This is a genomic window from Castellaniella sp., from assembly GCF_049673105.1.
In the GTDB taxonomy this organism is placed as follows: domain Bacteria; phylum Pseudomonadota; class Gammaproteobacteria; order Burkholderiales; family Burkholderiaceae_B; genus Castellaniella.
In genome coordinates this window covers 72,546-85,010 of the sequence record NZ_JBATXG010000005.1, presented here as the reverse complement: position 1 = coordinate 85,010, position 12,465 = coordinate 72,546, and the positions used below count along the sequence as shown (strand labels likewise).

The 12,465-nt window shown below is 62.1% G+C and carries 7 protein-coding genes; all 7 read right to left on the bottom strand.

Translation table 11 applies throughout. The features are described from left to right. Window positions 1-1,093: retention module-containing protein (locus WBF69_RS01360; RefSeq protein WP_424260434.1), on the bottom strand; the 1,093-nt coding region annotated here is incomplete at its 3' end. Window positions 1,094-1,311: 218 nt separating this feature from the next. Further along, a complete protein-coding gene (locus WBF69_RS01355) occupies window positions 1,312-6,081 on the bottom strand; it encodes a retention module-containing protein (RefSeq protein WP_424260432.1) in 4,770 nt (1,589 codons plus the stop codon). A gap of 294 nt (window positions 6,082-6,375) precedes the next feature. Then, window positions 6,376-7,011, bottom strand: a complete 636-nt coding sequence (locus WBF69_RS01350; protein ID WP_424260430.1) for a helix-turn-helix transcriptional regulator — start codon at window positions 7,009-7,011, stop codon at window positions 6,376-6,378. 12 nt (window positions 7,012-7,023) lie between these two features. Next, window positions 7,024-8,310, bottom strand: a complete 1,287-nt coding sequence (locus WBF69_RS01345) for an HlyD family type I secretion periplasmic adaptor subunit (protein WP_424260450.1) — start codon at window positions 8,308-8,310, stop codon at window positions 7,024-7,026. A gap of 80 nt (window positions 8,311-8,390) precedes the next feature. Continuing rightward, the gene (locus WBF69_RS01340; protein ID WP_424260428.1) at window positions 8,391-10,634 is read right to left on the bottom strand and encodes a type I secretion system permease/ATPase; all 2,244 of its coding nucleotides are present in this window, start codon (window positions 10,632-10,634) and stop codon (window positions 8,391-8,393) included. Window positions 10,635-10,641: 7 nt separating this feature from the next. After that, on the bottom strand, window positions 10,642-10,863 hold the full coding sequence (locus tag WBF69_RS01335) for a hypothetical protein (RefSeq protein ID WP_424260427.1): 222 nt from the start codon (window positions 10,861-10,863) through the stop codon (window positions 10,642-10,644). Window positions 10,864-10,965: 102 nt separating this feature from the next. Then, the gene (locus WBF69_RS01330; protein ID WP_424260426.1) at window positions 10,966-12,456 is read right to left on the bottom strand and encodes a TolC family outer membrane protein; all 1,491 of its coding nucleotides are present in this window, start codon (window positions 12,454-12,456) and stop codon (window positions 10,966-10,968) included. Between the last annotated feature and the right edge of the window lie 9 nt (window positions 12,457-12,465).

Sequence of the window (12,465 nt, the reverse complement as noted above, 5' to 3'; positions counted from 1 at the left end):
TCGTCCAGCCACCAAAGGCCACCGGACCATCAAACGCCGTGTCGTTGACCAGCGCATCGCCGCCCACCGTGTAGCTGCCGCTGTCCTCCACTATCGTGTGGCTCTCGCCCACCGCCACCGGCTGCGTATCGGTGATGTTCGCCACCAATTCCGAAGTTGCTACTCTTCCTTGGCTATCCACCACAGTCACACCGATGTTATCCAACACCGAATTGCCATCACCCTGTTGATGATCCTGCCAACCATCAGACACATAGCGATAGCTGACGGCTCCGGTGCTGGGGTTATAGCCATTGATCACCAGAAGACCACGATCTGTATTGATCTCGATCGGAGTGCCAGAAGACGCCAGCAACTGAGCCAGCGTCACCGATTGGGCATCCGCTGCAGGTGCAGCAGCCCCGCCAGCGATCCCACTTTCTTGTGTGAAATTGAATACCAAAGCCTGCAGACCACCTGCCGCAGAGATGGTGAAAGTGCCCGGCACACCTACAGTGGTGTCTGCTTCGGAAATATTGAAATTCCCTGGGGTTGCTGTCGGTTCGTTATTCGTATCGGGGATATCGATGGTCGGCGCAGGAGGCAACGCAGCCGCCGCACCCCCATCATCCGCCGGCGCCGCACCACCCAACTGCACGAATTCCGGCGTTTCCACGCCCGGACGCGGATAGGCCAGACCCAGGGGGGATACCGTTTCCACGACGCTGGACAGACGCGTGAAGGACGATCCGCCACCGCCGCCACCGGTCAGCACCGCTGCGGTGGGATCCAGAATATTGAACGGGTCCTGCCCTGCATCCAAGGCCGCCAACACTTGGTCCGCCACCGTATCAGTCGGGGTGGCAACCGCGTTATCGACTGGCTGAGGCTGCGCCTGGGCCAGGTCTGCCGTCACCAGCATATCGGTGTTCTGACCAACGATGACCGGCGGCACGCCGGTGGCCTGCAGGGTGACGCTAGCGCCGCTGTCCGTCAGGATATGTGCGTCGACCGGTACGCGCATGCCTTCGTGCAGCGCGATCAGTTGACCATCGGCGTTGCGCAGCCAGGCTTTGCCAGTGACTTGGGTGATCAGGACGGTATCGGTAGCCATGTGGGTTCCCCATGTGTGAATTTGGTCTTGCCTGCCAGGACGCCTTAACGCCATGAAGGCAATCATGAGGAAGAATGCTACCGATGTAAGAGAATGTCGCCTATTGTCGGGTCAGCCAGTATGTGAAAGGTTTGTCTAGGGGAAAACCCGTAATCTGATGTTCAGCGCCTGCGGCCCCCGCAGGGGCCGCAGGATCACGCTCAAGCTGCACAGCGTTTTCAGCTGTGGTCCACCTTCAGTTTGCCGTCGCTGATCATATTGTTGATCAAGGTCGTCTGATCCGTAACGCCGGCGCTCAGGTCCACGTTGTCGATGACGACCTGCTGGTCATGGCCGGTCCCGACATTCCCGGCGGTGCTGATATTGACTGTAGTGGTGTGGTTGGCGCTATCACCCTGAGTGCTCAGATACTGGGTCAGGTCGCTGCCATGCCCCTGCAATAACTGACTGACGTCCAGCACGTCCTTCCCGTTCGGATCGGCCACTGCGCCATGCAGGGTCCTGTCGGAGTTGGCGGAATTGTCGATGGACAACAGGGTGACGTTGGCCGCCTGCGTGGCGATGGGCACATCCGCGACGGCATTGAAGGTGATGGTCGACGTCTGCTGATCGTTGTCGCCGTCATGCAGGGTGTATTGCACGACTTCCGTACCGGTCTGGCTGGCGACATAGCTATAATGCCCCAGCTCAGTGCCCTGCAGATCAAAGATGAATGTACCCCCTGTGGCATGGATGGTCAGTTTGTCGGTATTCGTATCGAAGAACCAGTCGGCTGCTGGGGCCGTGGTGGTGACGCCGCCATCGTGGGCGTAGGTATAGGTATGGCCATCCACCGTCACCGATTCGATGTAAGACCCGGCGATATCGGCGCCGATCAGGGTGTCGCCTGCCGTCACGTCGCCACTGACCGGGATATGCACCAGATCCAGCACCGTGCTGTTGAGCTGGCTGTAATCCGTGACCCGGATGGTGTTCTGATCGTCGGGATGCGTGGCCGCCGCCGGATCGTAACCGATCGGCTGCAGACTGCTGACATGGGCGCCGTCGCCCAGGCCGATGGCGTAGGAATCGATGCTGTGGCTGGTCAGGAAAGTTTCCCAGGTCGATTGCTCGGTGGAATTGATGCCTGCAGACCCAGAGGGCTCGTTGGGTTCGCCATCCGAGAAGAAGTAGGCGACGTTGTCGACGTTTGAACCCGTCAGCTTGCCGGAATCTGTCCAATGATCTTCAGCCTTGTCCAGGGCGTCGTCGTAATTGGTGTTGCCGCCAGCGCTGAGGTTCTGGACGACTGTCCGGGCATCGGCCAGCGTCATCCAGGTCTGGTCACCCAGGACAGATGCATGGGACGAGAAACCCACCACCATGACGCGGACATCCTGGCCGGAATCCTGATAGGCATCGAACAGGTGATCCAGGGCCTCCTTCAGAGCCTCCATCCGGGTCTTGCCGGGAATGCTGCTGTCCTCATCCATGCTGCCGGACCGGTCCAGCACCAGCATGATGTTGACCCCGCCAGAGCCGACCGCCACGGTCTGCGTGATGGGGGCCAGGTTAGGCTGGGTATCCTGGATCAGGACGTCCAGATTGCCCGCGCCGGTCCCTTGCGAATCGTGCGCCGTGATGACGAGATGATCCAGCACGCTGTCGTCACCCGCCGAATGGTCGCGCGCCTGGTTGGACTGGTAGGAATAGGAGACCGTTCCGCCCCCCGATCCGCTGGGCGTGTAACCGGTCAGCGTCATGACGCTGCCATCGTCCAGATTGATGACCTGATCGGTCCCACCCTGCAGGCTGGCCAGGTCAACGGTATGGTGCGCACCGCCCGTCTCCTGAATATCCAGGGTCAGGCCCGTGCCGTGGGCCACGATGGCGAAGGAACCCGAGACGGCGCCGTCGTGTTCGACCACGCTCAGTTCGCCGCCCATCTGGCCATTGGTGTCCGGCACGTCCACCGTCGGCGCTTCCGGCAGGCCGATCTGCAGCTTGCCCACGGCTGGATCCTTGTCCGCGTCAGTCACGGTATAGGAAAACGGCAGGCCAATCAGTGCCCCGCCCGAGGCATCGGTCAGTGGTTTGTATTCATAAAATTCCCATTGCCCCGTGGCCGGCGTCAGGATCAACTGAAACGCCAGGACGCCGCCGGCCATGCCGGTCAGGGTGGTGCCATGGCTGTCGGGTGTGACAGTGACCGCCTGGCCATTTACGTACACCGCGGTCGTCGGCGCATTCCAGTGCACCGTGCCGGCGCCGTCGGCGCCATACTGGTACGACAGGTCGCCAGTGCCGTAGGCGATCGCCTGCGGCAGTTCCGATCCGCCAAACGTGATGCTCTTGACGGCGAAATCGCTGTTGTCGGAAAAATTGGTGTTGCCGTTGCTGGTGGCGCGAAACACCAATGTGTCGAACCCTCCGAAGCCGTCGGCATTGAAATCCGCCGCGTAATTCCCGGATGCGGCATCGGAATTGAACGCCTGTTCGCCGACCTTGGTCCCGCCCCGCCAGAATTCCACGACGCCGGCTTCCAGTTCGCCGCCGAACATCTTGGAAAACTCCACGTGGGCGCTGTAGGCGACCTTGCCGTCCTGCAGGGCGACGGTCAGGGTTTCGGATGCGCCCGGCTGATCATGATAGTTGCGGTAGTCGATTTCACCCGGCAGGGGAAAATACGATTCGCCCGGGCTGCCGATCCCCAGGCCGCCGCCTGTCTGCACGACAGTGGCGACCGTCAGGGTCGGATCCGTGCCGGACTCGAACCCCTGCCCGGTGACCAGGATGGCCCCATGATCGAAGCTCAGCGACGCGCCGGACGAATCACCGGAAAAATCGACCGTGCCGACGTACACGTCCGGGATGTGCTCCGCCGTGGCGGCGCCCTGTTCCTGGGGATCCTGGATGTACGGGCTGTCGTCCTCCACCCGCACGGTGATGTGGCTGGACGTGACGCCGCCCTGGCCGTCATCCACCACCAGAGGGATGTTCAGATTCAGGACGTCTTCGGCGGCGTTCGTCGTGATTGGGTGGTCGAGGGCGCTTTTCAGGTCCACGGTATAGCTGTAGTCGCCGGGTGTGGATCCCTGGGCCAGATGGACTTCCAGCACGGTGCGCACGCCGCCCGGGACGGTCGCGTCTGCGACGGTCCCGATCAGGGCGTAGTCATGCGTGGCCAGGCTGCCGCTGGTCACCCACTGGACGAGCTGCCCGTGCGATGTCAGCAGAACGGGCTGGTCCGAACCATAGGCGGGATTCCACACGACGCTGAGCGCGGTAGCGCCAGGGCTGCCAAAGGCCACGGTGACGCCGGACAGATCCGTGTCCGGATCGGCGATCTGGAAATGCCCGGAATCCGCAGTCTGATTGGTCTGATCTCCGCTAGGCTGGTTCAGGCCGTGCCCCGGGATGCCGTTGTCGTAATTGCCACCCGACAGGAGCAGACCCTCTTCGGACACCACCGCCTTCTGATCGCGGCCATTGCAGTCGAAGGTCACAGTCGGCACGTCATTGGCGCCGTTGATGGTGATCGTCAGTGTGGTGGACCGGATATCGCCGTCCTCATCGCGCAGCTGATAGACGAAAGTCTCGGTGGGATGCGAATCCACACCCAGGGCCTGAACGGTCGCGTAACGATCCAAGGCATCGCCTTCGACCGCCAGGGTGTACGTATAGCCGCCCTGGGCATCGATCAGCAGGTCGCCGTACTGACCATGTATCGTGGTGGTAGCGCCAGGCGTGGTGGCATCGACCGAGTGATCGGCGGCGGCGGCCGGCAGCCAGCTGCCCGCGCTGGTGTCGCCCTGCCACTGGATGCCGACGACATGCACGGGCTGGTCATAGGCATAGTCTGCGGCGGCTGCGGGGTCGCTGCTACCGACGCCGGAAATCACGTTACCGGTGGCCGACAGGGCCGTGTCTTCGGTGACGCTGCTGGCGTCCGCTTCCGGCGCGGGGACCGTGTCTGTGATGGCAACGGACAGAGTCTGCGGCGGCGTGGTGGATCGCCCCAGATCGTCCGTCACGACAACCTGGATGCCGTCCATGACATAATCATCCGTGCCGGGCGCGCCGCCGAAAGCCGGATCGGTCGAGGCGCCCGTATGGTCCTGCGGACCATCGGACCAATAGGTGTAATGGATGGCGCCGGTCGCCGGGTTGTAGCCGTCCAGGTGCAGCAGGCCTTTCTGAGTGTCCAGCACGATGGGGCTGGCGCCCGGACTCGTCAGAGCATCCAGCATGCCCTGGGTGACGTCCAGGGGCTGCGGCACACCTGATTCATTGGTGAACGTGAAATGGATGCCGGACAGACCGGCCGGGGCGGAAAACAGAATGGTCCCTCCCACGCCTGGGTCGCCGCTGGACAGGGTCTGCGTTTCGACCAGATTGATGGTGCCGGGCAGGTTGACCGGCGGCAGCGGGCCGCCCTCGCCGTCCCCGCCGGGATGCGTATTTTCATCGGGGATCGTCAGGGTGGGCGCCGCTGGCACAGGCGCTTCAGGCGCAGTGCTTGCGGCAAGGTCGGGCGCCCCGCCCAAGAGGACGAATTCCGGGGTTTCCAGCCCTTGGCGCGGGTAGGACAGATCCAGAGGTGTGACGGTTTCCGTGATGGCAGCCAGCCGAGTGAAACTGGAACCGCCGCCCTCGCCCCCCGTCAGCACCGCCGCCGTCGGATCCAGAACACCGAATGGGTCCTGCCCGGCATCCAGCGCCGCCAGGACCTGGTCGGCGATGCCGTCGGTCGGCGGCGTTACGGCGTGATCGACTGCCAGGGGCTGGGCCTGAGCGAGGTCATCTGATACCAGGATGTCGGTGTTCTGACCGACGATCACTGGCGGCACACCGGTCGCCTGCAGGGTGACACTGGCGCCTTCATCCGTCAGGATGTGCGCATCGGCGGGCACGCGCATGCCCTGGTGCAGCGCAATGAGCTCGCCATCGGCAGTGCGCATCCAGGCTCTGCCTGTGATTTGGGTGATCAGGACGGTATCAGCAGCCATGATGGTTCTCCCGAGAGGCTCCGAGCCGATCGTGAGAACACAAGACGCGTTCGCGCGTCAGCTACGAGACCATCCTAGAGAGGCCCAGCCTGGACACCATATTGGCGGAAACGACAATACGAACAGGCTCCTGTTTAGGTAGAAACCCTGAAATCGTAACGGGCCACCTACGGCAACAGTTTGATTTGCAAAACAAAGGTACAAGTTTTAAAAATGGCAAAAAATCGTTTTGAACCGTTTTTTGCGGCTGGGGGCCAGTACCAGGCCACTGTGACCCTTTCATCCGTCTTCAGGTCACACATCCACCCCGCGCGGGGCATGCTGGTCGATTCCATGCACCCGCAGCGCCAGCATCAGGCGATCGGTGACGCCCATTTTTTCAAAAATGGCGGAAATATGGGCCCGCACCGTGCGTTCGGTGATGCCCAGGCTGTCGGCGATGGATTGATTTGAATGGCCCTGGGCCACGTAGCGGGCGACGTCGCGTTCGCGCACGGTCAGGTCTCGCGCCCAATCCTGATCGGGTTCGGGCACAGCCTGGCCGATCTGGCTGAGCATCCGGGTCAGCATGCTTTTACCGACCCAGATCTCGCCCCCCATGACGTGCCGCAGGACCCGGTCCAGGCCCTGAACCGGCATATAGGCATGCACATAGCCGACGGCGCCGGCCACCAGGGCGCGCTGGCCTTCGGGGTCGCCAGGATGGGTGCTTGCCACCACGATCTGCAGGCCGGCGGGGATGGGCGGGACCGATGCATCAGCGGTAGGCAGCAGACGAGCGTCCATGACGACCAGCACGCCCCGCCGGCCCCAGGGGGCCAGATCGGCCAGCCGGGTGCCGTGGGCCGGCGCCCAGCCCACGTCCGTCAGGCCGGACCAATGCCGGTAGAGCGACGCGTCCGCAGTGAGCAACAGGACCGGTAACGTCATGATCATTCCCCCTCAACGTTCGCGGAACGCGTTGGAATGCGCTCGCAAAACGGGTTTCAGCAGATACTGCATCAAGGTACGTTTGCCCGTCAGGATATGAACTTCGGCCATCATCCCAGGGATGATGGGCCGTTCGTCGCTGCCGACGTAGGATTTATCCGTGCGGACCTTGACCAGATAATAGGAATTGCCTTTTTCGTCGGTGATGGAATCCGCGCCGATTTCCTCCACGCGACCCTGCAGGCCGCCATAGATGGAAAAATCATAGGCCGTGAATTTGACCTCGGCTGTCTGGCTGGGATACAGAAAACCGATATCACGCGGATTGACTTTGACTTCCAGCAGCAGGGAGTCGTCGGACGGCACGATTTCCATGATGTCCTTGCCCGGTTGAACGACACCGCCAATGGTGTTGGCCGTCAGGGTCTTGACCGTGCCGTTGACGGGCGATCGGATGTTGGACGAGGTGACGCGATCCGCCAGGGCGATCTGGCTTTCCAGCAGGGTGGATAATTTTGCCCTGGTATCGGACAGTTCCGTGCGCGCCTGATTGCGGAAAGTGACCTCGGTTTCATTGAGCTTGGCCTCGGCTTCCTGGATGCCGGCCTGGATCTTGTCGATCTGGGCGGCAGCGGATTTCTGGTCTCCGCAGAATTTCGCCACGTCGCGCTGCAGGCGCAGCAGATCCACTTGGGATACGGCGCCACTGGCCAGCAGCGGTTTGGTCATGGAATATTCACGCGACGACAGGCTGCAGGCCGTGGCGGCTTGATCGCGGTTGGCGATGGTAGAGCGCAATTCCTGCTGACGTTGATTCAGTTGTTCCTTGGCGACTTCCAGATTGGCGCTCAGTTCGCGAGTGCGCGCCTGCCAGACGTTGCGTTCCTGTTCCGCCAACTGCGGGACTTGCTCGACGACGTCGGGCGGCGCCTGAAAGGGGCTGTCGTTGGCGATGGCTTCCAGACGCGCGACCTTGGCCTTCAGGGCCAGGGACTCGGCCCGGTTCTCGCCCAGCGACGAGGAGTACCGCGTCGGGTCGATGCGCAGCAGCACCTGGTCCTTGATGACTTTGTCGCCCGGACGCACCAGGATTTCCTGCACCACCCCGCCATCCAGGCTTTGCACGACCTGCACCTGGCGGGACGGCACGACTTTGCCCTCGCCGCGCACGACTTCGTCGATTTCCGCAGTGGAGGCCCAAAACAGCAGAACAGCCAGTGTCAGCAGAGACACCCAGATCAGCAGACGCGACCCCCGGGTGCGCTGCTGGCTGAGCGCCCAGTTGGCGTCCCCGATCATGTCCCGGTCGCCTCCCCGCTGTTCAGAAGCGAAGGGGACGCGCAAGCGATCAAACCAATGGCGCAAGAATTCCATGATGATCAGCTCCTGCGGGCGCCGCCGATACGGCCCTGGCGCAAGGCTTCGACCACCTGCGCCTTGGGGCCATCGGCCACGATGCGCCCATGATCCACGACCATCAATCTGTCCACCAGATCCAGCAAAGAAGTACGGTGCGTGACCAGAATCATGGTCTTGCCCTGGCTGGCGGCTTTGAGGCGGGCCTTCAACTGGGATTCGCTCTGGTGATCCATATTGCTGCTGGGCTCGTCCAGCAGCAGGATCTGGGGATCATTGACCAGGGCGCGGGCGATGGCGATAGACTGGCGCTGTCCGCCGGACAGTGAATCGCCGCGTTCACCCACGATCATGTTGTAGCCTTCCGGATGGCTGGCGGCGAATTCGTCCACACCTGCCAGTTGGGCCGCCCGCAATACGTCTTCGTCGGTGGCAAACGGCGATGCGATGGTCAGATTGTGTCTGAGAGTGCCGTAGAACAGCACCGGGTCCTGGGGCACATAGCCGATCGTGCGGCGCACATCAGCGGGGTCGATCTGGTTCAGATCGACGCCATCGATCAGGATCGCCCCCTGCAACGGCGCATACAGTTTCAGAATCAGTTTTTCCAGGGTGGTCTTACCCGACCCGATACGCCCGATGATGCCGATCTTTTCCCCTGGCTGAACGCGGAAGCTGACATTGTCCAGCACCGCCGCCTGAGTATTGGGATAGGCGAACGTCACCCCCTGGAATTCGATGCCGCCCCGCAGTTGCGTGCGCGGCATGAAGGCATGACCTGCGGGCCGTTCGACCGGCATGGCCATATAGTTATCGATGGATTTCAGGGATGCCTTGGCGTTGTGATATTGCATCATCAGGCCCACAACCTGCCCCAGCGGGGCCAGACAGCGCCCGGAAATCATGGACGCAGCGATGATGCCGCCCATGGTCATGCCGTCTTTGACCAGATAGACGCCGATCACCACCACGCTGATATTGACCAACTGCTGGCAGGTCTGCACGAAACTGACCGTGACCGACGAGGTCAGTTTGATATGCGCCCCCAATTCGGCCAGCCAGCGGGTGGATTCTTCCCACATGCGCTGCGAATGGCTCTGGGCGTTCAGGGCCTTGACGGTTTCCATGCCGTTCAGGGCCTCGATCAGGCCGGCGTTGCGCTGCGCCCCGGCCTGAAAGGATTCCAGGGTCATTTTTTCGACCCGTGCCAGGGAAAACAAGGACACGATCAGGATGATCACGATGGCCACGATGGGGGGCGCCACCATCCAGGGCGAGATCCAGGCCAGCACCACCAGGAACAGGATGACGAAGGGCAGATCCACCAGGGTGGTCAGACTGGCGGACGCGATGAAATCTCGCACGGATTCGAAAGACCGCAGGTTCGACGCAAAGGAGCCGACCGACACAGGACGGCTTTCCATGCGCAGATCCAGCACCTGTTCCATGATCCGCGACGACAATTCGACATCGACGCGTTTGCTGGCGATGTCGACCACATAGGCGCGAATGCCGGTCAGCACCAGATTGAACACCATGGCCAGCGCGATACCGATGGTCAGCGCCCACAGGGTCTCGACCGCGCTATTGGGAATCACGCGGTCATAAATGTTCATGGTGTACAGCGGCATGACCAAAGCGAAGATATTGATCAGCACGGCGGCGGCGATGGCATCGCGGTACAGCTTCCAGTTGCCCAGCATGGCAGCCCAGAACCAGTGGCCGCTGCGCGCCCGCATATGGGCGTCCTGGGTACGGTCCTCGGTGCGGTAGGCTGGCCGCACGATGGCGGCCAGCCCGGCGTATTCCAGTTCCAGGTCGGTCTTGTGAACCTCGACGGGTTCGGGGGATTCGGGATACTGCACCAGATACTGATCAGCGCGTTCGCGGATCAGTACACAGGTGCGCTGATTCTTCAGGAACAGGATGGCGGGGAACACACTGCGCGACCAACCGCCCAGCGCGCGACGCACGATGCGCGAGCTGCACTGCGCCCTGGTCGCCGCCCGCGCCAGCAAGGACGGCGTCAGGCACTGATCGACCAGCGGCAGGCCGGACGACAGCTGCTGCGCCGTGCAAGGACGGCCCAGCAGCTGGGTCACCAGCACCAGGCTGCTCAGCAGCGGGTCATCATGCAGCTGGTGCGGCGTCGCGCCCGGCTGCTCATGCGCCGATTCGGACCGCACGCTATCGGGTTGCGCCGGTTTTTCGCTGGATGCGGGCGCAGCAGGGTGATCGGATGGCAAAGGGTCAGGGCGCGCAGCCATGGCAGCATCAGAAGGTGTCGTCATCGTCGGGAATCAGATCCAGCGCGTCATGCAAACGCTGACGGGCGCTCTTGCGCTGGTTCAGTTTTTCGAGCGCTTGTGGCGGCAGATCCGTCAGGCGCAAAGAGCCGTTGTTTATCAAGGCGTCGATCAGGTCCTCCAGGACCCGGATGAAGCCGGAATCCAGATCGGATAAATCCTGTTTGATGCGGTCGCGATCGGAAGCCATCAGCATGTTCCTTGGCACAGAAAGACTGGCAAGCTGTCGTCAGACAGTATGCCAATCTTTGCAGTGGATGCGGGCCGTCGAGGCCCGCTGTGAAAGCCCCGTTTAATTCCAACCGGATGCGCCTTGCGCACCTGGTTGACCTGCCGGAGTCAGGACCGGCGGCTTCATATTGCCCTGGTAGTTGACCTGGACAGGCTGAAGCTTGGAGGTATCCGGCAGGGGAGTCAGGCAGGCCGTGAGGATTTCGTCGGGGAATTCCAGTTTGGCGGCCTCGTCAGGCTGTTCCTGGTAGGGATCGGCCAGGCTCAGGGCGGGCAACAGGCGATGCGACAGGCTGAGCCATTGGAATTCCGCGACCCGCAGATCGAAGACGCCATTGGTCAGCGCCTGGCGGGCATCGAACAATTCGCTTTCGGTATCGAGCAAGTCCAGCAAAGTGCGCTGACCGATCTTGAACTGCTGCAGATAGGCCACACGGACCTGGGAAATGTCCCGCTCGTGCGCCTGCAGGAAGGGCATCTGCTGACGCAGACGAACGACGTTATTCCAGGCAATCGCGAGTTCCTGCTGCACATTGCGGCAGGTGTAGTCGCGCACGTCGCGAGCGGCATAGGTCTGGGCCGCCGTCTGGCGCACGCGGGCGCTATCGGCGCCGCCACGGAACAGATTGAAGGACGCCATCAACTGGACGTTGGAGCTTTGCACCGACTGGTCATTGATGTAGGGCGGATCGGAGCGGTCACGCCCGGTCGCGGCCCGCAGTTCCAGCGTGGGCGAGAAACGCCCCTGAGCGGATGCCTTGCCGCGCTCCGCCGCCTGCACCAGCGCCTGTTTGGCCAAAACGGTGGGGTTCACGCGCACGGATTGCGTGAAATCTTTCGGGTCCTGGGGCAGGTCTTTGTCGACATCGGGAGCTGCCGCCATCATGTCCGCAGGCACCTTGCCCACGATCCGTTGATAGCGCTGAGTGACGTCATTCAGATTACCGGTGGCCGTCATCAGATTGGTCTGAGCCAGCGCCACCCGCGCCTGCGCCTGGACTTCGTCTACGCCGCGCCCCACGCCGGAATCACTGCGTTCGGCGATCTGCTTGAGGATATCGGTGTGCAGCTTGTAGTTTTGTTCAGCCAAACGCACCTGTTCGCGGTAGCGCTGCACGTCCAGGTACGCCTGGGAGGCCTGCCGGGCCAGGTCATCCACCGTCGCCTTCAGCGTGTAATAGTCGGCCAGCTTTTCAAAGCCCAGCTGGCGCACGTCATTGATCGTCGAAAAACCATCGAACAGCAACTGACGCAGCGACAGGCTGTAACCCGAACGCGACCAGTCGGTCGAACCGCTATTGCTGCTGCTACCGCGCCATTCGCGACCCGTCCAGCCTTGCAAATTGACCTCGGGCAACAAGCGACCGCGCCCGACCTTCTGGCCTTCCAGGCCAGACTGGAAATTCTGGAACTGAGCGCCGACTTCGGGGTTGTTGAGCACAGCCGATTCCACTGCCTGCGACAATGTGGTGTTTTCGGCAAGCGCCATCGTGGAAAACGACAGCGCAATAGCGGCGCCTAGGACAGTGAGGGTAGTTTTATGGTTTTTCATGTGTAAATT

What these genes read in the sequence shown, in the direction of transcription:
- WBF69_RS01355 (WP_424260432.1), bottom strand. Translation starts at nt 6,081, where the DNA reads ATGGCTGCTGATACCGTCCTGATCACCCAAATCACAGGCAGAGCCTGG.
- WBF69_RS01340 (WP_424260428.1), bottom strand. Translation starts at nt 10,634, where the DNA reads ATGGCTGCGCGCCCTGACCCTTTGCCATCCGATCACCCTGCTGCGCCC.
- WBF69_RS01345 (WP_424260450.1), bottom strand. Translation starts at nt 8,310, where the DNA reads ATGATCGGGGACGCCAACTGGGCGCTCAGCCAGCAGCGCACCCGGGGG.
- WBF69_RS01350 (WP_424260430.1), bottom strand. Translation starts at nt 7,011, where the DNA reads ATGACGTTACCGGTCCTGTTGCTCACTGCGGACGCGTCGCTCTACCGG.
- WBF69_RS01335 (WP_424260427.1), bottom strand. Translation starts at nt 10,863, where the DNA reads ATGGCTTCCGATCGCGACCGCATCAAACAGGATTTATCCGATCTGGAT.
- WBF69_RS01330 (WP_424260426.1), bottom strand. Translation starts at nt 12,456, where the DNA reads ATGAAAAACCATAAAACTACCCTCACTGTCCTAGGCGCCGCTATTGCG.